At 47.8% G+C, this 23,608-nt stretch carries 22 protein-coding genes and 1 riboswitch; of the genes, 17 read left to right on the top strand and 5 right to left on the bottom strand.

Features of this window, described 5'->3' with window-relative positions; genetic code table 11:
* The first annotated feature begins 139 nt into the window (after positions 1–139).
* Positions 140–253: riboswitch (SAM riboswitch) on the top strand.
* A 118-nt stretch (positions 254–371) separates the two neighbouring features.
* The 9 genes from JOC37_RS08830 to JOC37_RS08870 all read left to right on the top strand — a co-directional run bounded on the left by JOC37_RS08830 (position 372) and on the right by JOC37_RS08870 (position 11,594).
* Positions 372–1,580, top strand: a complete 1,209-nt coding sequence (locus JOC37_RS08830) for a homocysteine biosynthesis protein (RefSeq protein ID WP_204618114.1) — start codon at positions 372–374, stop codon at positions 1,578–1,580.
* A gap of 345 nt (positions 1,581–1,925) precedes the next feature.
* Positions 1,926–2,327: an NIL domain-containing protein gene (locus JOC37_RS08835; RefSeq protein ID WP_204618116.1), complete on the top strand. Its 402-nt coding sequence runs from the start codon at positions 1,926–1,928 to the stop codon at positions 2,325–2,327.
* A 1-nt stretch (position 2,328) separates the two neighbouring features.
* Complete coding sequence (locus JOC37_RS08840) at positions 2,329–3,084, top strand: UPF0280 family protein (RefSeq protein WP_204618118.1); 756 nt, start codon at positions 2,329–2,331, stop codon at positions 3,082–3,084.
* 235 nt (positions 3,085–3,319) lie between these two features.
* On the top strand, positions 3,320–5,053 hold the full coding sequence (locus JOC37_RS08845) for a FapA family protein (RefSeq protein WP_204618119.1): 1,734 nt from the start codon (positions 3,320–3,322) through the stop codon (positions 5,051–5,053).
* 329 nt (positions 5,054–5,382) lie between these two features.
* Positions 5,383–5,997: a 4Fe-4S dicluster domain-containing protein gene (locus JOC37_RS08850; RefSeq protein ID WP_204618121.1), complete on the top strand. Its 615-nt coding sequence runs from the start codon at positions 5,383–5,385 to the stop codon at positions 5,995–5,997.
* Between the two features lie 5 nt (positions 5,998–6,002).
* Positions 6,003–6,854: a CoB--CoM heterodisulfide reductase iron-sulfur subunit B family protein gene (locus JOC37_RS08855; protein WP_204618123.1), complete on the top strand. Its 852-nt coding sequence runs from the start codon at positions 6,003–6,005 to the stop codon at positions 6,852–6,854.
* A gap of 81 nt (positions 6,855–6,935) precedes the next feature.
* Positions 6,936–9,962: a CoB--CoM heterodisulfide reductase iron-sulfur subunit A family protein gene (locus JOC37_RS08860; RefSeq protein ID WP_204618125.1), complete on the top strand. Its 3,027-nt coding sequence runs from the start codon at positions 6,936–6,938 to the stop codon at positions 9,960–9,962.
* A gap of 113 nt (positions 9,963–10,075) precedes the next feature.
* Positions 10,076–10,465 carry a hydrogenase iron-sulfur subunit gene (locus tag JOC37_RS08865; protein WP_204618152.1) on the top strand — a complete coding sequence of 130 codons (390 nt, stop codon included), beginning with the start codon at positions 10,076–10,078 and terminating at the stop codon, positions 10,463–10,465.
* A gap of 16 nt (positions 10,466–10,481) precedes the next feature.
* Positions 10,482–11,594, top strand: coding sequence for a Coenzyme F420 hydrogenase/dehydrogenase, beta subunit C-terminal domain (locus tag JOC37_RS08870; RefSeq protein ID WP_204618126.1), 1,113 nt, complete (start codon positions 10,482–10,484; stop codon positions 11,592–11,594).
* Positions 11,595–11,656: 62 nt separating this feature from the next.
* Here JOC37_RS08870 and JOC37_RS08875 read toward each other — a convergent pair whose 3' ends face one another.
* Together JOC37_RS08875 and JOC37_RS08880 are read right to left on the bottom strand one after the other, a co-directional pair.
* Entirely contained in the window at positions 11,657–12,337 is a 681-nt protein-coding gene (locus tag JOC37_RS08875) for a Crp/Fnr family transcriptional regulator (protein ID WP_204618128.1), read from the bottom strand.
* Between the two features lie 111 nt (positions 12,338–12,448).
* Complete coding sequence (locus JOC37_RS08880; protein ID WP_204618130.1) at positions 12,449–12,832, bottom strand: ATP-binding protein; 384 nt, start codon at positions 12,830–12,832, stop codon at positions 12,449–12,451.
* 228 nt (positions 12,833–13,060) lie between these two features.
* On the opposite strand from JOC37_RS08880, the gene JOC37_RS08885 reads away from it, so the two are divergent.
* From JOC37_RS08885 to JOC37_RS08900, 4 genes are all read left to right on the top strand, one after another.
* Positions 13,061–13,729, top strand: coding sequence for a cyclic nucleotide-binding domain-containing protein (locus tag JOC37_RS08885; RefSeq protein WP_204618132.1), 669 nt, complete (start codon positions 13,061–13,063; stop codon positions 13,727–13,729).
* Between the two features lie 98 nt (positions 13,730–13,827).
* Positions 13,828–14,016 carry a 4Fe-4S binding protein gene (locus JOC37_RS08890; protein WP_204618134.1) on the top strand — a complete coding sequence of 63 codons (189 nt, stop codon included), beginning with the start codon at positions 13,828–13,830 and terminating at the stop codon, positions 14,014–14,016.
* Positions 14,017–14,141: 125 nt separating this feature from the next.
* The gene (gene glsA / locus JOC37_RS08895; RefSeq protein ID WP_204618136.1) at positions 14,142–15,056 is read left to right on the top strand and encodes a glutaminase A; all 915 of its coding nucleotides are present in this window, start codon (positions 14,142–14,144) and stop codon (positions 15,054–15,056) included.
* Between the two features lie 68 nt (positions 15,057–15,124).
* Positions 15,125–15,397, top strand: coding sequence for a TM1266 family iron-only hydrogenase system putative regulator (locus JOC37_RS08900; RefSeq protein ID WP_204618138.1), 273 nt, complete (start codon positions 15,125–15,127; stop codon positions 15,395–15,397).
* Here JOC37_RS08900 and JOC37_RS08905 read toward each other — a convergent pair.
* Both JOC37_RS08905 and JOC37_RS08910 read right to left on the bottom strand, forming a co-directional pair.
* The gene (locus JOC37_RS08905) at positions 15,374–16,384 is read right to left on the bottom strand and encodes an inorganic phosphate transporter (protein WP_204618140.1); all 1,011 of its coding nucleotides are present in this window, start codon (positions 16,382–16,384) and stop codon (positions 15,374–15,376) included. The genes JOC37_RS08900 and JOC37_RS08905 overlap by 24 nt on opposite strands.
* Before the next feature lie 58 nt (positions 16,385–16,442).
* The gene (locus tag JOC37_RS08910) at positions 16,443–16,955 is read right to left on the bottom strand and encodes a winged helix DNA-binding protein (protein ID WP_204618142.1); all 513 of its coding nucleotides are present in this window, start codon (positions 16,953–16,955) and stop codon (positions 16,443–16,445) included.
* Between the two features lie 377 nt (positions 16,956–17,332).
* Here JOC37_RS08910 and JOC37_RS08915 point away from each other — a divergent pair, with 377 nt between their 5' ends.
* The 3 genes from JOC37_RS08915 (at position 17,333) to glpX (ending at position 20,942) form a co-directional block, all read left to right on the top strand.
* Positions 17,333–18,883 carry a Na+/H+ antiporter NhaC family protein gene (locus JOC37_RS08915; protein WP_204618144.1) on the top strand — a complete coding sequence of 517 codons (1,551 nt, stop codon included), beginning with the start codon at positions 17,333–17,335 and terminating at the stop codon, positions 18,881–18,883.
* Positions 18,884–18,988: 105 nt separating this feature from the next.
* Entirely contained in the window at positions 18,989–19,879 is an 891-nt protein-coding gene (locus JOC37_RS08920) for a mechanosensitive ion channel family protein (protein WP_204618145.1), read from the top strand.
* Between the two features lie 94 nt (positions 19,880–19,973).
* Positions 19,974–20,942: a class II fructose-bisphosphatase gene (gene glpX / locus JOC37_RS08925; protein ID WP_204618147.1), complete on the top strand. Its 969-nt coding sequence runs from the start codon at positions 19,974–19,976 to the stop codon at positions 20,940–20,942.
* A gap of 62 nt (positions 20,943–21,004) precedes the next feature.
* On the opposite strand, the gene JOC37_RS08930 is transcribed toward glpX, so the two are convergent.
* Positions 21,005–22,951: a molybdopterin-containing oxidoreductase family protein gene (locus JOC37_RS08930; protein ID WP_204618148.1), complete on the bottom strand. Its 1,947-nt coding sequence runs from the start codon at positions 22,949–22,951 to the stop codon at positions 21,005–21,007.
* A 98-nt stretch (positions 22,952–23,049) separates the two neighbouring features.
* Between JOC37_RS08930 and JOC37_RS08935 the strand changes: the two genes are divergently transcribed.
* Positions 23,050–23,328, top strand: coding sequence for a DUF1294 domain-containing protein (locus JOC37_RS08935; RefSeq protein WP_204618150.1), 279 nt, complete (start codon positions 23,050–23,052; stop codon positions 23,326–23,328).
* Positions 23,329–23,608 lie beyond the last annotated feature (280 nt).

Raw genomic sequence — 23,608 nt, forward strand, 5'->3', positions numbered from 1 at the left:
GGTTAATACATCCTTTGCTAAGTTTATTTTCAGTGTTGAAATCTAACCCAGGTATTATTATCTCCAACTAAATAACATTTGACAACACTTTATTAGAGTGTTAAAATATTCCTACTAATTGAATAAACAGTTAGCGCATCTCTTATCAAGAGTGGTGGAGGGAACAGGCCCAATGAAACCCGGCAACCGCGCCAGCTGTACTGGCGGTCCGGTGCTAATTCCTGCAAGAGATTATTCTCTTGACAGATAAGGGGGCAAAGTGGATTTGCTAAACCTCTTCTGTTAAGAAGGGGTTTTTTTATATATAAAATCTAACATGCCCCCGAGCAACCGGCAAAAGTTTGTTATTTAATTTATGGGAGGTATGTTTGATGGGCATTGAAAGAACCTATGCGGAAATTAATGAAAAAATTAAAAGCGGGCAGGCAGTGGTTTTAACTGCCGAAGAAGTTGTTTCTCTGGTGGAGGAAAAAGGTGTTGCCCAGGCGGCCAAGGAAGTGGATGTGGTTACCACCGGGACCTTTGGCCCCATGTGTTCCTCCGGCGCCTTTTTAAACTTCGGCCATGCCAGCCCGCGGATAAGAATGAGCAAAGTGTGGCTGAACAAAGTTCCCGCATATGCCGGTATAGCTGCTGTGGATGCTTACATTGGTGCCACCGAACCCGCCGAGGATGACCCGTTAAATAAACACTTTCCCGGGGAATTTCGCTACGGCGGCGGCCATGTGATAGAGGACCTGGTGGCCGGGAAAAAAGTTCATTTAAAGGCCTTCTCCTACGGCACCCATTGCTATCCCCGCCGGGAGCTGGAGATGGATATCAGCTTGGATGACATAAATGAGGCCTTTTTGTTTAACCCCCGTAATGCTTATCAAAATTATAACTGTGCGGTAAACTGCAGTGAAAAAACCATTTACACCTACATGGGCATGCTGCAGCCGAAACTGGGCAGCGCCCATTACAGCACCTCCGGCCAGCTCAGCCCGCTGCTGAAGGACCCGCACTTTTTAACCATTGGCATAGGTACCCGTATTTTTCTGGGTGGGGGCATAGGGTACGTGGCTTGGCCGGGCACCCAGCATTTTCCTGCGGTGATGAATGCAGCGGGAGTTGATCTGCATCCCAGCGGCGGCACGCTGGCGGTAATAGGTGACATGAAGCAGATGAATCCCCGTTATCTTAGAGGAACCAGCATGCTGGGATATGGCTGTTCATTAGCAGTGGGTATTGGTATACCCATACCCATATTAAATGAAGAAGTTATGCGCTGGGCCTCCCGTTCCGACAGAGAACTATACGCGCCCATTGTAGATTACAGTGATGCATACCCCAACCGCAAAGGAGACATTCTGGGTTATGCCAGTTATGCAGATTTAAAGAGCGGTGAAATTACCGTTAACGGGAAGAAGGTTAAAACGGCCCCAATGTCCAGTTACCCCATGGCAGTGGAGATTGCCAATGAGCTAAAGGAATGGATAAAGGCAGGTAAGTTTGAAATAAGTCGGCCGGTGCAGCTGCTGCCTTCGGCTGAGGACAGCATCATACCCAAAGCCCTTGATGAAGAAAAACAGAAAAAGTAATGCTGCCGGGCTCAGCAGGATGCCGTTTTCCGGGGCAGACCATCATGCCGCTTTGCGGCACCATCAGAGGATAAAAAGCCCCGGCAGCCATTTGCAGGAGTAAGCATTTTTGAGTGAGCAGCTGCCGGACTTAGCGAAGACGGCAGGCGGAGGCAGGGTAACGCACAGGAAGTGCGTTACCGGCATCTGAGCCAGGGAAGGCGAATATGCCGGGGTCCTGCCGGAGCCGGGCGGCTGAGTGGTAGTTCGGCCTGCGAAACGAAACCAGTGAGCGGTGTGCAAATGCTGCCGGGCTTAGCAGGATGCCGTTTTCCAGGGTAGAATAAAATGTAAGGGGAGATTAGTATGCCTTCGAAAAAAATTATTTTACGTTTCTCACCGGAAACCTCTGATAAACCAATTATTTACCACCTGGTTAAAGATTTCGACCTGGTAGTTAATATAATAAAAGCCCATATTAACCCCGATAAAGAGGGAACCTTAGTTTTAGAATTGACCGGTGAGCGCTATGAAGAAGGAATTAATTTTTTAAAGGAGCAAAAAATTACCGTACAGCGGCTGGCTGAACAAATAAATTACCATAAAGAGCGGTGTACCAGCTGCGGCTGCTGCACCGATTCCTGTCCCACCGGGGCACTGTATCTGCAGCGGCCTTCCATGCAGGTAAACTTTGACGGTGACAAATGTATCGTATGTCAAATGTGTGTTAAAGTATGTCCGATGAAAGCGATGGAGGTTTGTTTCTAACTTGCAGTACATTGATAGAACCTACCGCCGGCTGCACCGCCAGCGGGATTTAAAACACTTTCAAGTGGCGGTGAAAGAAACCGATCTGGATATAGCGGTGACCCGCCGGTGCTTTAACCCGGGTCTGGTGGATGAAATTAAAAAAATGATTGAAAAATACCGCCGGCAGCTGGAAAAATACATCCAGCGGGATCCTGAATTTGCTAAAACCTTAACCCCCCACAAATTAAAACCCGGGGCACCGCCAATGGCCAGGGAAATGGCAGAGGCGGCTAGGTTGGCCGGGGTGGGGCCCATGGCAGCGGTGGCCGGAACCTTTGCCCAGTATGTAGGAAGGGAGCTGTCACAGCTGTCCAGCGAGGTAATAATTGAGAACGGCGGCGACATATTTTTGCTTTCCGCTAAAAGAAGATACATAGGCATATTTGCAGCCCAATCGCCCTTCAGCAATCGAATGGCCTTGGAAATACAGCCGGAACAAACACCGCTGGGAATTTGCACTTCATCCGGTACTGTGGGACACTCCCTCAGCTTTGGCAGTGCGGACGCAGTGGTGGTGCTGTCATCATCAGCCATCCTTGCCGATGCGGTGGCCACCGCAGCTGCCAATATGGTAAAAAACAGTGATGATTTAAAAAAAGCGGTGCAGTTGGCCGTAACAGTTCCCGGTGTAAAGGGTGTTTTAGCTATTAAAGATGATAAAATGGTTGTCCAGGGTGAAATTAAACTGGTGCCCCTGGTGCAAAAAAGTGATTAATGAAAATAATGGTCAGCCCGTTATACTGCTGTTAAAAGTGATATAACGGGTTTAATTTTTACATGATTATTTAGGACAAAAGTCTTATTTTATTAGGAGTAATGTCCTATACATTATTGTACTGACCTTAACGAATATCTAGTAAGGTTATTTTTTACTCTGTATATAGTGTATGGCTTGAACAAGGTAACAAAGTTTGGTAGCATGTTTTTAATACATATAAAGGGGTATGATGATGGTCATGGGAACCAATAAAATAACCTTAAATGAAAAGGGCAAAGTAATACTGCCGGGGGATTTGAATCAACATGTACAGTTGGTTCCTCACTCTGATATAGCGGTCACAGTTAACGGAAAACAAGTGCGCGAGCCGGTTTCCATCAGCGGGGAAGATAATGTTGAGCTTGCCGCCGTCAAGGGTGACCAGGGCAAAATAACAGTGGAAATTTCAAAGGACAGGTTGTCAGCCTACGTTACGCTGACCCCTGCCGTTGTTATTGCACCGCAGATAGAGGTTGAATATACCCCCAATGGTGTAACGGTAAAAGTTTTACCCCAATTAAAAGCGGAATACCCCTTTACCACGGAAGCAATCGTACAGGCACTGAAAGAAAACGGGGTAGTTTATGGAATAAGCCGGGAAAAAATATCTTCATTGCTAAAAAAACCATCAGAAACAAAGACACTGGTGGCAGAGGGCACCCCTTTTAAGCCGGGGGTTGATGAATCGGTAAACCTATTGATTGATACAGAGAATAACAATCAGCCGGAAATACTGCCTGACGGCAGGGTGGATTTTAGACAAAAACGCCTCACGTCGGTGGATATTGGGCAGGTGCTGGCGGTAAAAATACCGGGAAAACCCGGTGAACCGGGGACCGGGGTGGATGGCCGTCCCATAGAACCTCCCGACTATAAAAGAATGGAACTGCAGGCCGGAGAGGGAACCTTACTGCAGCAAAACGGTTTCAGCGTTGTTTCCACCGGGCGGGGTTTACCGCTGGTACAAAGGAACAAAAACACCTGGATATTTAAGGTTATTCCTGTGTACCAGGTGGAAGAGGTTACCTTAAGTACCGGCAATTTAGAATTTAACGGCGATCTAGTGGTGAATAAAGATGTGGCCGAAGGGATGTCGGTTTTTGCTGCCGGTGATGTAAAAATTGGCGGATCGGTTTACGGGGCCAAAATTGTTGCCCTGGGCGATGTGATAGTGAGTAAAAATGTTATCAGCTCCTTTGTTAATGCCGGGGGCATGTCTCAATATTTGGAAAATCTTAAAATCAAATTTCAATCAATTAACAAATCATTGATTCAGCTGGTTGAATTGGTGGTCCTGCTGCAGGAAAGGTGCAGGCAGTTAAATAAGGAAGTTTGCCTGGGGCAGTTAATAGTGGGATTGATAAATAAAAAATTTTCCCATCTGCCCAAAACAATAAATGAACTTGTACACCTGTTAAAGAATAAAAAGGTTGTGGTTTCATCCGAGGTCAGAAATTTAATTACAGAATTGGAATTGAAATTTAGGAGACTGGGCTGGCTGAAAATTAAAAGCATTGAAGAACTGCAGCAGCTGCAGCAGCGGGTATCGGCGGTGATGGATTTCTTGGAAGCACAGGATAATGAAGAAAAGGGCAATGTTACCGTTTCTTACGCCATAAATTCAAATATTGAAGCGGAAGGCAGTGTTTATATTGCCGGTAAAGGCTGTATTAATACCAATATTAACGCCAAAGGAAATGTAACCATAGATGCCGTTTTCAGAGGGGGCATTATCAGCTGCAAAGGTGCTGTGAAAATTAATGAGGCCGGGTCGGAAATGGGGGTTAAAACAGTAATTAAAACCGGCGGCAGCCCGGTAAAGATTGAAAAGGCTTACCAAAATGTTTTCATTACCGTAGGCAGCAGCAGTAAAAATATCAACGGTACGGAGTACAAAGTATATGTAAGAGAAGAACAGAACCAGTAAAATGACGCGGGGTATCGCGTTATTTTTTTATGCCCCTATATTAGACAAAATTAGACATATAATTGTGAAAAACGACACAATGGCCGGGGTAAATGATGGTGTTCTGAAATAATGGCAGCGAAAAATAAAATAAGTATGATGTGAAACGCGGTGCTTGGTTAAATTTTTTAATTTAATATAAATGGTGTTATTCTGCTATAGTGAAAATGAATTTTGCTAAATTTAAAAAAAGCAGAATTTTAGGGTACAAAAACCAATAATTATGTGATAAAATTTTCATAAAGATAAGTATTTTAACAATAATACAGCAGCAAAGGAGGGGTGAGTTAGTGAATATTATCACAAACCATGGGCCGGAACAGCTGGATTTTAATTTCATTAAAGAAGTTAAAGAAAGAAGCTGTCAACCGGTGGATTTGTGCTATCACTGTCAGAAGTGTTCTGTAGGCTGCCAGGTGGCTTCGTATACCGATTTTCGTCCCAACCAAATTATTAGGATGATTCAATTTGGTTTAAAGGATGAACTGTTGAAGAGTACCGCCATTTGGCTCTGCGTGAACTGCGAAACTTGTGGTGCCCGGTGTCCCAACGGCATTTCGGTTTCTGCAGTTACCGATACATTGAGAGAAATGGCGCTGGAAGAAGGAGTGCCGGCCGGTGTGAAAAATGTACCGCTGTTCCACCAGGCGTTCTTAAACTCGGTGAAATCCGGCGGCAGGGTACATGAACCAACGATGCTGGTTCGCTATAAATTGAAGAGCGGCAATCTGTTTGAGGATATGAAAATGGGTATAGATTTATTTAAAAAGGGCAAACTTCCGCTGTTCCCCAGCCGGACTAAGAATAAAGATCAGGTGAAAAAGATTTTTGACCGGGTAAAAGGAACCGGTTTCAGCAGATGCGGACAAAACTTTAACTCTGCATCCATTGAAGAAAGGGGGTAGTACAGTTGAAATTTGCCTATTACCCCGGATGTTCGCTGGAGTCCACCGGCCAGGAGTTTGATTATTCCATCCGGGCTGTTAGTAAGGCTTTAGATGTGGAATTGGTGGAACTACCCGATTGGGTATGCTGTGGTTCTACATCGGCTCACGCCACTTCTCATAAATTAGCCCTGGCTTTACCGGCACAAAACCTTGTCATTGCTGAAGAACAGAGGCTTGATCCGGTGGTGCCCTGTTCGGCCTGTTACAATCGCCTGAAGACGGCGGAACATGCCATTAAAACCAATGATGAACTTAGAAAACAGGTTGAAAGCCTGTTAGGATGCCGTTTTACAGGAGAAGTGCAGACCAAATCAGCTTTGGAGGCCTTTACAAAGGATGTGGGGCTGACCGCCATTACCAAACGGGTAGAAAGAAAATTGACAGGCTTAAAGGTGGTTTGTTATTACGGGTGCTTAACCTCCCGCCCCCCGGAGGCGGTGGCCTTTGAAGACCCTGAAAATCCGCAGAGCATGGATAAGCTAATGAAGGCTTTGGGTGCGGAACCTTTAACCTGGTCCTACAAAACCGATTGCTGCGGTGCCAGTTTGTCAATTACCAAGGCAGATATTGTTTACAGTATGACCGGACGGATATTGGATGCGGCGGTGGAAGCGGGGGCCCAGGCCATTGTCACCACCTGCCCGCTGTGCCAAACAAATTTGGAAACGCGCCGCCGGGGCGGTATTGATATTCCGGTATTTTACTTTACTGAATTAATGGGATTGGCCTTTGGCCTGCCTGATACCAACAGGTGGTTTAAGAAACATATGGTTGACCCCATGCCCCTGGTGAGATCTTTAACTGAAACGGGTTAAATGGTAGTTAGTTAGCTGTTATCATCAATAAAATTTGGGACATCCGGACCAAAAACGGAGACTGGAGGTCTGGTAATTATTATGAGTAAAAATAATTTACTAACCGGAGCAGTGATGGTGGTTGGCGGTGGTATATCGGGTATGCAGTCAGCGTTGGATTTGGCGGAAGCAGGTTTTAAAGTATACCTGCTGGAACAAAAACCGGCCATTGGCGGCATCATGGCCATGCTGGACAAAACATTTCCCACCAACGACTGCGCAATGTGCACCATGTCACCCAAGCTGGTTGACGTGGGCAGGCACTTGAACGTTGAGATTATCACCAATGCTGAAGTGCTGGGAGTAGAAGGGGAACCGGGTAACTTTAAAGCCCGGGTGTTAAAAAAGGCCCGTTACGTGGATGAGGAGAAATGTATAGCCTGCGGCCGGTGCGCCGAAGAATGTCCCGTCAAGGTGCCCAGTGAATTTGACGGCGGGCTGGGTAAGCGCAAGGCCATTTATAAAATGTATGCCCAAGCTACTCCCAATGCCTATGCCATTGATAGGGACAAATGTTTGCGATTAAAAAATCCTAAAGCCTGTGGTAAATGTTTAAAAGTTTGTGAGGCCGGCGCTATAAACCACCAGATGAAAGACGAAGAGCTGGTGCTGGAAGTTGGTTCAATAATTTTGTCGCCGGGTTTTGAACCCATTGACCCCGCTCCTTACGGGGAATATGGCTGGGGTATTTACGATAATGTAATCACCAGTGTTCAATTTGAACGGATGCTGGCTGCCTCCGGTCCTTTCCAAGGCCACGTGGTGCGCCCCTCTGATCACGTTGAACCGAAAAAAATTGCCTTTATTCAGTGCGTCGGTTCCCGGGATATACATAGAGGTAAAAATTACTGTTCTGCTGTCTGCTGTATGTATGCCACTAAAGAGGCCATTATTGCCAAGGAACACGTTGAAGGCCTGGAGGCCACTATTTTCTACATGGATATCCGGGCGTACGGTAAGGATTTTGAGAAGTATTACGACCGGGCCCGGCTGCAGTACGGTGTTAAATATGTAAGAAGCATGATTTCTTCAGTAAAGGAACTGCAGCAGAGCAAAAACCTGCTGATACGTTATCTCACCCCGGAAGGTGAGTACAGAGAAGAAGAATTTGACATGCTGGTTTTATCTGTGGGTTTGAAACCCAGCAGCACGGCCAAACAGCTGGCCGAGGCGGTGGGTGTAGAACTGGATAGTAACGGTTTTTGCAAGTGTGATGAATTTAATCCCAGTGCCACCACAAAACCCGGTATTTTTGCCGGGGGAGCCTTTGTGGCACCGAAGGATATTCCGGAAACGGTGGGGGATGCCAGCTGTGCTGCGGCACAGGCCGGGCGTGTCCTGGCAGAATCCAGGGGAACGCTGGCCCAGGTTAAAGAGTACCCGCCGGAAAAGGATATTTCAGGTGCGGAACCGAGGATTGGTGCCTTTATCTGTAACTGTGGTATAAACATCGGATCGGTGGTTAAAGTTCCCGAAGTGGTGGAATATGTAAAAACCCTTCCCGGTGTTGTTCACGCCGAAGAATTTCTGTTTACCTGCTCCCAGGACAATGTTGAACGCATAAAGGAGAGAATTAAAGAACATGACTTGAACCGGGTGGTGGTGGCTTCTTGTACACCGCGTACCCACGCTCCGCTGTTTATGGCCAGCATTCGCGAAGCGGGATTAAACCCCTACTTGTACGAACAGGCCAACATTCGTGAACATGCCAGCTGGGTGCACCAGGATAATCCCCGGGCGGCCACCGAAAAGGCCAAGGATTTGGTGCGCATGGCGGTGGAAAAGGTAAAACTGGCTAAGCCGGTGCACACCTCGTTCTTTGAAATTAACCGCAGGGTGTTGGTAATTGGCGGGGGATTGTCAGGTATGACCGCAGCGTTGAATTTGGCCGGCCAGGGTTTTGGCGTATACCTGGTAGAAAAGGAACCCCAGCTGGGTGGGAATGCCCGTCACGTCAAATACACCATTGATGGTTCCGATCCGCAAAAGTTAATTGCCGATTTAAGCAGCCGGGTAAATGAACACCCGCTGGTGGAAGTTTTAACCGGGGCTGAAATTACAGCGGTTTCCGGTTACCTGGGCAACTATAAAACCACGGTGGAAATTGACTCGCAGTTGAAAGTGCTGGAACATGGCGTGGTAATTGTTGCCAGCGGGGCGGAAGAAGCAAAACCAACCGAATATCTTTACGGTGAACATGACGGTGTACTTACCCAGAGGGAACTGGAGGAGCGCCTGGCCGGCGGCCGGTTGGAGGGCGTGAACAATGTAGTGATGATTCAATGCGTTGGTTCACGCCAGGAAGGACGCCCCTACTGCAGCCGCATATGCTGCACCCAGGCAATTAAAAATGCCCTGCAGATTAAAAAGAAAAACCCCGGGGCCAGGGTTTTCGTATTGTACCGGGATATTCGCACCTACGGCATGAAAGAAAAATATTACCGGCAGGCCAGGGAACAGGGTGTAATATTTATTCGTTATACACCGGAGGACAAACCGGTGGTTAATGCCAAAGGAGATAAAATTGAAGTTAAAATTACTGACCCGGTACTGGAACGGCAGCTGGTGCTGGATGCTGACCTGTTGGTGCTGTCCACCGGCATTGTGCCCAGGAAAGACGGTGAAAAATTATCCCGCCTGTACAAGCTGCCCCTCAACGCCGATGGTTTTTACAATGAAGCCCATATGAAGCTGCGCCCGGTGGACTTTGCCGCCGACGGCTTATATCTCTGTGGGTTGGCCCATTCGCCCAAGCTGATTAGCGAATCACTGGCCCAGGCCAACGCTGCGGCCATCAGGGCGGTAACACTGCTGTCTAAGGATCGCCTGGAAAGCCTGGGTATTGTGGCCACGGTTAATGAAAAATGGTGTAAGGGCTGCGGCCTGTGCGTAAGTATCTGCCCCTATGATGCCCGGGTAATAGACGAAAACAAAAATGTGGCTGTGGTACGTGAAGTGCTCTGCCAGGGCTGCGGGGCCTGTGTTGCCGCTTGTCCCAGCAGTGCGTCACAGCAAAATGGTTTTGAGAAGAAACAACTCCTTACTATAATCGACGCGGCGATAAGTTAGCAGTTCAATTAATATATAAGCAACTCCTCACCATGTGAGGGGAAAGGAGGTCTGTTGTGAGCATTCCGGAACAAAAGCTAGACGCTGAATTTGAACCCAAAATTGTTGGTTTAATGTGCAACTGGTGCTCCTACACAGGTGCCGACTTGGCAGGTACTTCCCGTATCCAGTACCCTCCAAATGTTCGCATTGTACGGGTTATGTGTACCGGTTCGGTAGACCCGATGTATTTGGTGCGCCCGCTGTTGGAAGGTGCTGATGGTGTGCTGGTGGGTGGTTGACACCCCGGTGACTGCCACTATGGTAGTGGCAATTACAAGGCGCGCCGTAAAATAGCGATGGTAAAAGAAATATTAAAACAGTTTGGTGTGGAAGAGGATCGACTGTGGTTTAGATTTATCAGTGCTTCCGAAGGCAACTATTTCGGTCAAACCATTACCGAGATGGTAGAAAAATTAAAACAATTGGGCCCCAACCCGATGGGTAAAAAATGGCAGACATAAGGAGGTGGGGTGAGTGATGAAAAATTATATATTAAAGGTGGAAAACAATAACCCGGTAAAAAGCCTGGCTGGTTTTATGAAGGGGCTTTTAGAGCAGCAGGTTGTTGACGCGCTGTTTGTGCAGCAGCCCGTTGACGGTGCTGCTGTGCATACGCTGGTAAAGGAGCCGGAAGCTGCCGCCGGTGCCAACCCGCTGGTGCCCGTTAGTTTACAAAACGCTGCCCGGTTGGTGTCCGACCTCACCAGCCGGGGATTGAAAGAAAAGGTTGGTGTGGTGCTGCGGTCCTGTGAGGTGCGGGCGCTGGTAGAACTGGTTAAGCTGCAGCAGGCCAAGCTCGATAACCTGGTGATTATCGGTGTGGACTGCTTGGGTACCTTTGAACCAAGCACATACCGTCAATTGGTAAAATCGGGTCAGCTTAAGCCGGAGGATTGGGCGGCCAAGGCGGCCGGCGGGGAAACGGCAATTGGCGGTACGGATGTTCGCCGGTCATGTCGGATTTGTGATCATGTTACTGCAGAGCATGCCCAAATTCACATCGGTTGGGTGGGCATGAATGTAAATAGTGAACTGTTGATTCAGGCCGGTGATGAGCTGGCCGGTGCGGTGGAAAAAATAGGGCTGTCCGGCGGCGGTGATTTGTCCAAACGCAGCGATTTAATCAGCAGGCTGGTGGAAACCAGGGCGGCAGAAAAAGAAAAAATGATTGCTGAATACAGCGACAAATTAAACAGTATGGATAAGTTAATGGATGAGCTGTCCGCCTGCTTGAAGTGCAGCAACTGCCGTCAGGCCTGTCCCATCTGTTTCTGCCGCGAGTGCGTATTTATAAGTCCCACCTTCCAGCACGATGCTGACAAGTACTTGAAGTGGGCCGAGCGAAAGGGCTGTATCGAAATGCCAACGGACACTGTGCTCTTCCACCTGACCAGGGCCAATCACATGGGAGAATCCTGTGTTGGCTGCGGGCAGTGTGAATCAGCCTGTCCCAGCGGCATACCCGTGGGCATGATGTTCCAGGTGATGAGCAAACGGATACAGGATTTGTTTGACTATGTGCCCGGCCGTGACATTGAAGAACCGCTGCCGCTGTCTACATATAAAGAAGTGGAGCTGGAACCCCGTTGATAAAATATTCCTGCGCCCTGTCCCATTGGGACGGGGCCTTTTTATACCTGTCGTTAGGCTGCTTACACCAGTGCCCGCAGCTTTTTTTGGTCTTTAATTACTATTTGCCGGCGGTTTACTTCTAAAATACCCTTTTTCTTTAATTCACTTATTATCCTGTTGGCGGCTTCCCTGGAGGTTCCCACCATACTGGCCAGTTCTTGATTTGTCAGCGTCAGTTTTAATATAATGTCTTCTTCCCTCTGCACCCCGTGTTCTGCTGCTATTTCCAGCAGTGCCAGTATTATTCTCCTGCGCACGTCGTTTAGTGCTAAATTCCGCACCTTTTCCTGGGCAGAGCGCAGACGCTTGGACATAATGTGCAGCATGGACAGGGCAATCCCGGGATTGGCGATAATTAATTTTTCCATGTCGCTGTTTTTTACCGCGCCGATAACCGAGTCCTGCTGCACTTCTGCGCTGGCGGGGTAACTGCTGCTGCCAAACAATACCACCTCGGCAAAGACTTCCCCGGGGTGAACGAAATGCAGTATGTGTTCCCGCCCGTCGGCACTGCGTTTGGTCAGTTTTACCAGGCCCTGTTTTAATATAAACAGTGCTGTGCCCGGGTCGTCTTCTAAAAAAACAAAACTGCCCTTTTTGTAACTGCGGTCGTGCACCAATTTGGCTATTTTGGCAAGCTGTTCACCGGTGAGCTCGGAAAACAGCGCGCATTTTTTAAAATATTTCACGTTGTCGTTCATTGCTGCACCCACTGTTCTGGAAAATATATTTTACAGTATTTTGGCCCGTTTACACGGCTGTAATTAGAAAAAAACTCCTGCCGGGCTGGGTTCGGCAGGAGTTTTTTCTTACTACCCGTGAATTAATGCCGGCAGGCATCTGGTACATACCCACAAACTTTCCCCTTCCTTACGGCAGGGCAGCAGCGGGGCATCCATTTCGGTTCTGCTGCAGTTAAAACATTTTTGAACTTCAAAATGCACATCCCTTTTAGCCTGCTGTTCTTTAACTGCCTCTTCAGAAAAGGGTTCTGCTTCCCTGGTTTCTAAAGAAAGCGCCCCCGTGGGACAGGTGCCGATGCAAAAACCGGCCCCATCGCAAAGCTCTTCTTTTATTACCTTGGCCTTGCCGTTGACTATTTCAATAGCCCCTTCGGCACACGGGGCTACACAGTTGCCGCAGCCGGTGCACTTTTCTTCATCAATTTTAACAATTTGTCTTTTAATTTTAGCCATAGTCATTTCACTCCTTGTTGTTTAATGCTGCATGTGTTTAATAGTAGCACTTTTATTGTATACTGTTAATGATATAGATCACATGTTTTATAAATAAAGGATTAACAGCGCTGATGTCAAATTAATATAAAATCAGCGCTAAAGGTGCTTGCGGTTGACCGCTGGCCGTCAAGGGAGGGATAGTTTCTGAAAAAACAGCCCCCTATTTGGGAATGTGCAGGGTGTCCGGTGCGCAGGTTAACTATAGTATGTGATTTAAAAGGGGAAGATTTGCTGGAATTTCAAAGGAATGTACAAAAGCACAGGGTAAAATCCGGTCAGCTTATTTACTCCGAGGGAGAAAAATGTGCCGGGTTGTATATCATCATGCACGGCCGGGTGAAATTATATTACGAAAGTATCGACGGTAAAGAACAAATTGTTGATATTATTGGTCCCGGTGCGGTGTTTGGGGATGTGTCATTAACCGCCAACAGCAGGTATGATGTCAGTGCAGAAGCATATGAAGACGGGGTGTACTGCAGTATTCCGCTGGACTATTACCAGCAGCTGGTACAAAGCAAACCCCAGGTGGCCATTCGCCTGCTGACGGTGCTTGAGTCCCAGCTGACTAAATCAAGAAAAATGATCAGGGATTTATCATTAAAGAGGGCCCGGCAGAGAATGGCTTCCATTATTGTCAGGCTGGCCAATGAAGAGGGCAGGGATGCACCCGGTGGGATGGAAATTAAGCTGCCGGTTACCGTTCAAACCCTGGCTTACATGAGCGGTTTAACCCAGGAAACGGCATCCAGGGTACTCAGTGAATTTCGCAAAACGGGAGTAATAGCTTTAAAGAACCGCAGGTTAAAAATACTGCAGTACGAGAAATTGAAAGAGAATGCCGAAATGGGTTGACAAAACGGTTTTTATTTAAGATTATAGTTGTCTATTGTTTAAAGATTTTTTATTTTATATACTAGTTAAATAATTATAAATGACAGGCGGTGATATTTGTGCGACCGGTTATTGATCACGATACCTGTATTGGCTGTGGTAACTGCCATAATGTCTGCCCGGCGGAGCCCAACGTATTTGAAGCGGATGACCACCACTGCCAGGTTATCCATCCCGAGGCATGCACCGGGTGTATGGAATGTGAGGTTAACTGCCCCGCAAGTTCCATTCGCATGCTGGATGAATAAAACTGCCGGCCGAAACCCATCGAGATAAAAGTATCTCGGTGGGTTTTATTATTATTTGGAAGCATTGATGCAATTAATATTTAACTTTGGGTACACTAAGAAAAATTATCTAAAGCGGTGGTAAGATGGAAGAACTGTTGCAAAAAATATTAGAGCAAAATCGCTACCGGGTTAAGTACGGCCGGGTGGCCTCGTATATTCCCGCGCTGGCCAAGGCAGACCCGGGAAACGTGGGCATAAGTGTGGCGAATATGAAAGGGCAGTTGTTCACCGCTGGAGATTGCTGTGTTAAGTTTACCATGCAGAGTATTGCCAAACCCCTGGCTTTGATACAGGCCCTGGTGGACAGGGGACCGGTGGAGGTGTTTAGAAAGGTGGGAATGGAACCCACCGGGGATCCCTTTAACTCTATAATTAAACTGGAGACCCTTAACCCCAGTAAACCCCTTAATCCCATGATTAATGCCGGTGCCATAGCTATCACTTCTTTAATAAAGGGAAAAAACAGCAGTGAAAGGATAGAGAGAATTTTAAAACTGGTCCGGTTGATGGCGGGTAATGAAAGCATTGGTATAAATGAGAAGGTTTACCGTTCGGAAAAAGAAACTGCCCACCGCAACCGGGCTATGGCCTATTTCATGCTGGATACCGGGGTGCTGGATGGAGATGTGGAAGATATACTGGATACGTACTTTCTGCAGTGTGCCATTGAAGTTACCTGTTCAGATATAGCCAATATAGCTCTCTGCCTGGCCAATAGGGGAAGTACGCCTGCCGGCCGGGAGATAGTTCCCGCTGAAATAGTGCGGATTATCACTACTTTTATGGTTACCTGCGGCATGTACAATGCTTCCGGGGAGTTTGCCATCAAAGCGGGAATACCTGCCAAGAGTGGGGTTTCCGGCGGTATAATGGCGGTGGTGCCTCAAAAGATGGGTATTGGGGTGTACAGTCCTGCCCTGGACCCGAAAGGTAACAGTACAGCCGGCATACATATTTTGGAGGATTTATCGGCCTGGTTGGACTTAAGCATCTTTTAAGGCGGTGTCTTTAGCCGAAGACCACCTGGTGGATAAAGTTAGTATCTAAAAAGAAAGGGGAATGTTTAGTGGAACGAGATATTACTATTTTAGGATTACTTGTTGACGAGCGGGCTTCCCATGCCCCGGAGGTGCAGGATGTGTTGACCCGTTACGGGGCACGGATTTTATCCCGCAGCGGTATCCCGGCACCCAGTAAAAACAGGGGAATAATAACCTTGACCATGGAAGCCTCCCAGCAGGAACGTCAAGAAATGGAGCAGGAACTGGGACAAATACATGGGGTACAGGTAAGGTCAATCAGTTTTGGAGTACCGTCAGATGTATTCCATGAATGCTGATAACAGCCGGTAAATTATCGTCCCGGAAATAAAGCTGACGGGTAATGTAACTAACCAGGCGCAGATCATGCTGCGCACAGTCTGCCAGTTTACAGCATTAACACCGCCGCTTATGCCCGCTCCCACCACCGAGGATGATATAACATGGGTGGTGCTTACCGGCAGATGCAGTAACGTAGCGGTGATAATTATGCCGGCCGAACTCAGGTCGGCAGAAAAGGCGTTGGGCGGACGCAGCCTGGTGATGCGTTGGCTGACGGTGTAAATTATGCGCCACCCCCCCACCGAAGTGCCGGCGGCCATGGCCAGTGCGGCGGTGATTTTAACCCACAGGGGTATGGTGCGGCAGTCCGGCTGTAATCCCGCTGCCACCAGGGCAAAGGTGATGACGCCCATAGTTTTTTGAGCGTCATTTGTACCGTGGCTGAAGGCCTGGAAGAAGGCGGTAATTACCTGCAGTTTTCGGAAATAATGATCGGCTTTGGCGGCGGAAGATGGTGGGATTAAGCGTTTGCACAGGGACATAATAAAAAAACCCGTTGCCATGGCCAGCAGGGGGGAGATTATCAAAGCCTGAATAATGTGCCAAAGGCCGGCTTTGTTTACTGTCTCCCATCCGGCAGCAGCGGCTGCCGCTCCGGCCAGTGAACCGATTAGAGCGTGGGAAGAACTGCTGGGTATTCCCAGGTACCAGGTGAATAAGTTCCATGTTACTGCTGACATTAATGCAGCCATAATTACCGGCAGACCATTTTCCAGCTGTGCCGGATCGGCGATTTCTGCACCGATGGTATGGGCCACCCCGGTAAAAAGTACCGCTCCTAAAAAGTTTAAAACAGAAGCCCAAATGATGGCCCGGCGGGGGGAAAGGGCACCGGTGGCGATGGATGTGGCCACCGCGTTGGCGGTGTCGTGAAAGCCGTTAATAAAGTCGAAGATTAAAGCCATTAATACAATAACAAATACCAGCCCAAAACTTTCCGGCATATGGCACCTCATAAAAAAGTTCTTTTTCACACCATATTCCGGATTGAGGTATTAATGACTATAATTCTTTTCTTTCCAGTTTATTACGCAGCTTTTTAGTTGACTTTTGAACATATTGTACAAATTTTTCGCCGTTGAACAATCTGTTCAGCCGGTAGAGAGTATCGAAATACTGCTGTACCAGTTCTTTGTTTCCCAAATTTAATGCATCTATAAATTTAAAATTATCCTTATTGTTCCAGCTGATTTTGAGCATTTTTTTACCCTTGTCGGTTATGTAGACCCGTTTGGTGCGGGCATCCTTTACATCGGTTTCTTTACGCACCATACCGAACCGTTCCATTCTTTCCACCAGGTCTATAACCGTTGAGAGGTGCCAAATACCGTATTCACTAATTTGCGAAAGGGTACTGCCGTTTTCGAAGTAAAGAATCCACAGCAGGTGCTGCTGGGAAACAGTTAAACCACTTTTAGCGGCGCATTTTCTCCAGTCTTCATCAATGGCTTTATACAGCCCGCGGGTTAAATTCAGTATTTCATGCAGCAAGCAGGTCTTGTTTATTTCATCCAAAGGCTTCACTCCCTTACCAAAAGATAACAAAATATTATACAAAGTATTGTAAAAATCCTTTTAATTTGCACCTAATTTCTAAAATTTAAACAAAAAAGAAAACCCCCGCAGTATAATGTATACTTATATAAAAGAACTTGAGATATATGCGGGGCTTTTTTATTATATAAAAATGTATAAAGTTCCCGCTTTTTCTGTGCGGCAGCGGGATGTTTTGATAAAATTTAACAATAAAAAAGGATATTTACAGTTGAAGGAGAAAAAACAGTTGTCTGATAATTTTATAAAGGTGGTGAAAAATTATTTACTAAAACAAAAAGATTTTAAAGTGAATGTTCAAAATGGACACGAGAGACTATTAATGAGGAGGTAAGTAAATGGAATATGGATGGCTGTCAGTAATTCCGCCATTAATTGCTATTACGGCAGCACTAATTACTAAAGAAGTTCTATTGTCGTTATTTTTAGGTATTTTTGTGGGTGCATTTATTCTTTCCGATTACAGCTTAATTGCGGCCTTTGAAAAAACCTTTGCCATTGGATTTAAAAGCATGTCAGACCCGGAGTGGAATATTCCCATTTTGGCCTTTCTGTTTTTACTCGGTGGATTGACTGCTCTGATTTCTGCCTCCGGCGGCAGCAGAGCCTTTGGTGAATGGGCACTGGCCCGGGTAAAAAGCCGCACGGGGGCCCAAATGGTGACAATGTTATTAGGAATTATTATCTTTATTGACGACTACTTCAACAGCCTGGCAGTGGGTCAGGTGGCCCGTCCCATCACCGACAGGCACCGTGTTTCCAGGGCCAAGTTGGCTTATATAATTGACTCCACCGCCGCACCGGTTTGTATTATTGCTCCCCTTTCCAGTTGGGGCGCTTACATCATTACCGTTATTGCCGACCAATTGAAAAACGTAAATGTCACCGGTATTGAGCCGCTGACAGCTTTTATAACCATGATTCCCATGAACATTTACGCCATACTGACACTGCTGATGGTGATTGTAATCGCTGTTACCAATGTTGAGTTTGGCCCCATGGCCGGGGAAGAAAAAAGAGCCCTTAAAACCGGCCAGCTGTATGACCAAAGCAAGGGTGAGCCCCCGGGCAGCCCGGAAGTGGAATTAAGTAAAGACGGTACGGTAAAAGGTAAAGTTATCGACCTGGTGCTGCCCATTTTGGGGCTGATATTTTTTACCACGCTGGCCATGCTGTATACCGGCGGTTATTTTGGTGAACAGGGCGGCTCATTGATGGATGCCTTCCTAAATACCGCCGTTAGTATATCGCTGGTATACGGTGCTGCCTTAACCATTATTTTTGCTGCTTTTCTGTACCTGCCGCGGAAACAGATGAAACCCCGGGATTTTATCCCGGCGCTGCTGAAGGGGATGCAGTCTATGGTTACCGCCATTGTTATTCTTGTACTGGCCTGGGCCATCGGCGGTGTAATTGGTGAGCTGGGTACAGGTAAATTTTTGGCTTCTAAATTAAGTGAAAAACTGCCCGTATACCTGCTGCCCAGTTTGGCCTTTGCCCTTTCCGGTTTAATGGCCTTTGCCACCGGTACATCATGGGGCACCTTTGGTATCATGCTGCCCATTGCTGCTCCAATGGCAGCCGGTGCCGGTACCGGTACGGATATTATTTTGATGTCCATGGCTGCCGTGCTGGCCGGTGCAGTGTACGGGGACCATATTTCCCCCATATCCGATACCACCATTTTGTCTTCCACCGGCGCAGCCTGTCACCATATTGACCACGTGCGCACCCAGCTGCCCTATGCCACACTGGTGGCCGCTATCAGCATGGTGGGCTATATTATAATGGTGCTGGTTAACAATGTACTGGCCGGTTTAGGTTTTTCCATACTGCTTTTAATCGGTGCCGTTTTTGCCCTGAAAAAGGGAAAATTAGAGGTTGAATAACAGTGGTATTTGAAATATGATATTAAGCAGCAGGCCTCCCATATATGCGGGAGGTCTGCTGTTTGGTTGTAATTTTTATTATTTCAGGGTAGGTGAAATGCCGGGATGGCGGAAGAAAAGTTTATGAGTTTGCTGGAACAGGTGCAGTGGCTTTCAGTAATTGAAAAAATGGTTGTTACTGTGGCCATAATCATTATCAGTTATATTTTAATGAAGCTGAGAACTAAGCTGATAGCGCGGATATTTAAATTTACCAAAATGGATGAAAACAAAGAGCGCACCTTGGCAACCATGCTGATGTCCTTTACCAGGTATGTCATTTACATCATTGCCGTGCTGTTAATATTAAAGCAGTTTGTGGACATTACCCCCATTATTGCCGGAGCCGGGGTGGTGGGGCTGGCCATTGGTTTTGGTGCCCAAAGCCTGGTAAAAGACGTAATTACCGGTTTCTTTGTCATGTTTGAAGATCAGTTTCACGTGGGGGACTTTGTGCAGATTAACGGGGAAGTAACCGGTACGGTGGAAGAAATTGGACTGCGGATGACCACCATCAGGGAATGGTCTGGTAAAAAATTTTACATTCCCAATTCAGAAATCCGTACGGTGCGAAACTATAACCGCCGGGAACTGCGGGCCATTGTGTCGGTGACATTTCCCTATGAAGAAGATCCTGTTAAAGTGAGGGAACTGCTGGAGGACGTGTGCAGGCAGGTGGAACGTGATTTCCGGGATCAATTTTTAACCGATGAAAGGGGCAGCCTGGTGGAACCGCCCCAGGTATATGGTGTTACCGATATAAACGAAAACGACCGGGGCGGTACGTTTACCATTATTGCCAAAACTAAACCGGCCTCCATTTGGACGGTGGAAAAAATGTTAAAAGAATATATTTGGCGCCACTGCTACCAGCAGGGAGTAAAAATTGCTTACCCCAGGCGCATTTACCAGGAAGTGGAGAGCAGAGAAGCGGGAACGGGTGCTGCCGGTATTTAGCATCAAATATTTAGTATACAGTACTTAATTAAAAAGTAGAAAATGATATGTTATAATGTATTTATATATTATGTTATTTTTGGGAGGTTTACATATGGATCGCGAACTGGCAATGGAGCTTGTCCGGGTTACCGAGGTGGCAGCATTGGGAAGTGCCCGCTGGTTGGGGCGCGGTAAAAAGACCGAGGCAGATGATGCCGCCACCAGCGCCATGAGGGAGATGTTTGATTCGGTAAGCATGAATGGTACGGTGGTTATCGGTGAGGGGGAAATGGATGAGGCCCCCATGTTATATATTGGCGAAAAACTTGGCTGTGCGCCGGCTCCCGAAGTGGATGTGGCCGTGGACCCGCTGGAGGGCACCAACCTGGTGGCCAAGGGTTACGGCAATGCGCTGGCGGTGGTGGCCGTAGCAGACCGGGGGAATTTATTGCACGCGCCGGATATGTATATGGAGAAAATTGCTGTGGGCCCCCGGGCAGCGGGTAAAATTCATATTGATGATCCCATTGAACATACTTTAAAAATTTTGGCCGAGGTTAATAATAAAAATATCAGCGATTTAACAGTGATGATACTGGAACGGGAGCGTCACAAACACTTTATAGAAGGTGCCCGCAGTGCCGGGGCCAGGGTGCGCCTGTTCAGTGACGGTGATGTGGGGGCAGCCATCAATACCGCCCTGGATGAAACCGGTATCGATTTGTACGTGGGAATCGGCGGGGCGCCGGAGGGCGTTATTGCCGCTGCGGCGCTGAAATGCATGGGCGGGGAAATGCAGGCTCGGTTAGTGCCGCAGAACGATGAAGAATACCGCCGCTGCGTGAAAATGGGTTTAAAAGACCCCCGGCAGATATTATACATGGACGACCTGGTTAAAGGTGATGATGCCATCTTTGCTGCCACCGGCGTAACTGACGGCGAGCTTTTAAAGGGGGTTCGTTATTTAAGCAACGACCGGGCGGAAACCCATTCCATAGTAATGAGAGCTAAAACGGGAACCGTTAGGTTTATTAAGGCCGTTCATTACCTGCCCAATAAGCCGCATTTGGTTCTGAAATAATTAGTTAGCATATTGAAAGGGGCCGTTAGGCCCCTTTTCACTCTCCGGTCTATATCTGCTTTTTATAAAGCTTCTATTTGGCAATGACAGTCATAAAAGGGTGTGCCCGGGCCTAAATCCGGTATAAAATCCGGGGTTAACAGGTTGACGCCGCCTCCCGATTTCAACCAGCGGCCCTGGTATATTAACGCTGCTTTTTCCGGCACCCGGCCGGTAATGGATACTTTGACCTTTAATTTACCCCGGGGGGTTTTTATTACCGCCAGCTGGCCCTCTGATAAACCGCGTTTTTCCGCTTCTAAAGGATTTATTTCCACCGGCATGGGCTGGCTGCTGTTTTTATCTAAGTTGTGATACTGCGAATGCATATATGCCCTGTGATGGGCGGTGATAAGCTGCAGGGGGTATTCCTCGGTTGGTGGTTCATACACCCCTTGATACTCCTGGGAACAAAATTGAAATTTGCCGTCGGCAGTTTTAAATTTACCGTTCTCCCAGGCCGCCGACGGTGCTGCCGGGTGCCTTATTGCTCCCTGGGCTAGCTTTTCTATGGTCAGGCCGTATTTTTCAGCGGCCGGCTTCAGCGCCCACTCCAGCCACTGCCTGGGTGTTTGCAGTTCAAATCCCGGTAGGTTCATATGCCGGGCCAGTTCGCTAAAGATTACCGGGTCCGGTTTGCACTGCCCCGGCGGCTCTACCACTTTGCGGACATACCCCAGGTAATAGTTCCATGAACTGATAATAATATTTTCTTCTTCCAAAAAATAAGTGCAGGGCAGTACCAAATCAGCTGTTTCCGCGGTGTCGGTCATAAACATGTCCACCACCACCACAAAGCCGGCAGATTTAAAAGCCTGCAGCACTTTTTTGGTGTTGGGCAGCTGGTTCACCGGGTTGGAACGGGTGACAATTATGGCCTTGATCGGTGGGTCCTGGGCATTGATAATTTCTTCGGCCAGTGTAGGGGTGGCCAGCGTGCGCTCTTTTTCAGCCAGGTGTTTTCCCGCCAGGTCATTAAAAAACCCGTGCCATAACTGGTGGGCATAGTTAGCTCCGCCGCCGGGAATACCAATATTACCGGTTAATGCAGCCAGGGCATCAATGTACCTGACGGTATTCCCCCCGTTGGCGTAGCGCTGCATGCCGTAACCAAAAAGAATGCTGGCCGGTTTGCATTTGGCGTACATCAGGGCGGCACGGCGAATGGTTTCCGCCGGCACGGCGGTTATTTCTTCCGCCTTTTGCAGGGAGAAGTTTTTAACCAGTTGGCAGTAGCTGTGGTAATTGGCGCAGCTGCGCGCAAACTGGTAATTGTGCAGGTTTTCTTCAATTATTACACCGGCCATGGCCAGTGCCAGGGCACCGTCGGTTCCCGGCAGGGGCCGGACATGTAAATCCGCCTCTTCGGCCATTTTAATTTGCAGCGGGTTTATAACCATTAATTTAGCCCCTTTTTCCCTGGCTTTTTTAATAAAGGGAACCATATGCAGGTTGGTAGTATCCGGGTCCCTGCCCCAGAGCACAATTAAGCGGGAATTGAGTACATCCGACCAGGGGTGAATTTGCAGCATGCCAAAGTCTGCTTCCTGGGCGGCATAACCGCTGCCCCAGCAGATACTGCCCCGGGGGGTGGTCATACCGCCGTAGGCATTGCCAAAACGGGTATCCAGTTGGTGCAGCAGCCCCCCGCTGCCGCTGCCGGTGTGCAGTAAAACGGCGGTGCTGCCGTACTGCTGCTTAATATGATTTAACCTTTCAGCTATCAGGTCATAGGCATCTGACCACTCAATGGCCTGCCAGCTTCCGTTTTTCCTTACCAGGGGATGAGTAATCCGCTGGCTGCTGTACATTCGCTGTAAATGGCGGTAGCCCTTGGAACACAAAAAACCCCGGGTGAGGGGATGATCCGGGTCGCCCTCAATTTTGACTACTTTTTCATTTTCCACGTGCACCAGCATTCCACAGGTGTCAGGGCAGTCCAACGGGCAGGTGGATTTGTAAATAGTCAATCCGTATCACTCCGTTTCTAAATTATTGGCAGGAAAGTTATTTGATGAGCAAGAAGCTATAAGAAGCTATAAATAAAAAAAGTTGGGAGTTCATTAAAATGCAGTTCGTTAAATTTTATGTCATATCCATAAACCTGCTTACCTTCGGCCTGTTTGTGCTGGATAAATGGCTGGCCGGGCGTAAAAGGGTAAGGTGGCGCATTCCTGAAAACCGCCTGCTTTTGGCCAGTGTCATTGGCGGTTCACTGGGAGCGCTGGCGGCCATGCAGTTAGTACGCCATAAAACCCAAAAAATAAAATTTAAGTGGGGGATACCGGCCATACTGCTTATTCAAGGGGCGGTAATTGCCTTTTTTATCAGACAGCTGGTGGATTAAAATGTCCCCACCTTGGAATGCTAAAGCTGCACTCCCAATTACTATTGTAGCATATGGACTGTTTGGCAGATAGCTATTTGTTTCACCGGCAGCTCCCCATGCCGCTTTACGGTACCGGCGGACAGTGAAAATTCCGGCCGCCGTTTGCAGGAACAAACGCTTTTCAGTGAACAGCGTGCCGATATGATCGAGTAGGGTAACGCCGCAGTAATTTGCTACGGCGTTATCCCTCTCACAGAACCGTACGTACGGGCCTCGTATACGGCTCCTGATAAACCTC

It is taken from the genome of Desulforadius tongensis, assembly GCF_016907915.1.
Taxonomy (GTDB): Bacteria; Bacillota; Desulfotomaculia; order Desulfotomaculales; family Desulfohalotomaculaceae; genus Desulforadius; species Desulforadius tongensis.

Excerpts from the sequence above, each read along its gene's own strand:
- JOC37_RS08830 (WP_204618114.1), top strand. The coding sequence starts at position 372 with ATGGGCATTGAAAGAACCTATGCGGAAATTAATGAAAAAATTAAAAGC.
- JOC37_RS08835 (WP_204618116.1), top strand. The coding sequence starts at position 1,926 with ATGCCTTCGAAAAAAATTATTTTACGTTTCTCACCGGAAACCTCTGAT.
- JOC37_RS08845 (WP_204618119.1), top strand. The coding sequence starts at position 3,320 with ATGGTCATGGGAACCAATAAAATAACCTTAAATGAAAAGGGCAAAGTA.
- JOC37_RS08860 (WP_204618125.1), top strand. The coding sequence starts at position 6,936 with ATGAGTAAAAATAATTTACTAACCGGAGCAGTGATGGTGGTTGGCGGT.
- JOC37_RS08870 (WP_204618126.1), top strand. The coding sequence starts at position 10,482 with ATGAAAAATTATATATTAAAGGTGGAAAACAATAACCCGGTAAAAAGC.
- JOC37_RS08875 (WP_204618128.1), bottom strand. The coding sequence starts at position 12,337 with ATGAACGACAACGTGAAATATTTTAAAAAATGCGCGCTGTTTTCCGAG.
- JOC37_RS08880 (WP_204618130.1), bottom strand. The coding sequence starts at position 12,832 with ATGGCTAAAATTAAAAGACAAATTGTTAAAATTGATGAAGAAAAGTGC.
- glsA (WP_204618136.1), top strand. The coding sequence starts at position 14,142 with ATGGAAGAACTGTTGCAAAAAATATTAGAGCAAAATCGCTACCGGGTT.
- JOC37_RS08905 (WP_204618140.1), bottom strand. The coding sequence starts at position 16,384 with ATGCCGGAAAGTTTTGGGCTGGTATTTGTTATTGTATTAATGGCTTTA.
- JOC37_RS08915 (WP_204618144.1), top strand. The coding sequence starts at position 17,333 with ATGGAATATGGATGGCTGTCAGTAATTCCGCCATTAATTGCTATTACG.
- JOC37_RS08920 (WP_204618145.1), top strand. The coding sequence starts at position 18,989 with ATGGCGGAAGAAAAGTTTATGAGTTTGCTGGAACAGGTGCAGTGGCTT.
- glpX (WP_204618147.1), top strand. The coding sequence starts at position 19,974 with ATGGATCGCGAACTGGCAATGGAGCTTGTCCGGGTTACCGAGGTGGCA.
- JOC37_RS08935 (WP_204618150.1), top strand. The coding sequence starts at position 23,050 with ATGCAGTTCGTTAAATTTTATGTCATATCCATAAACCTGCTTACCTTC.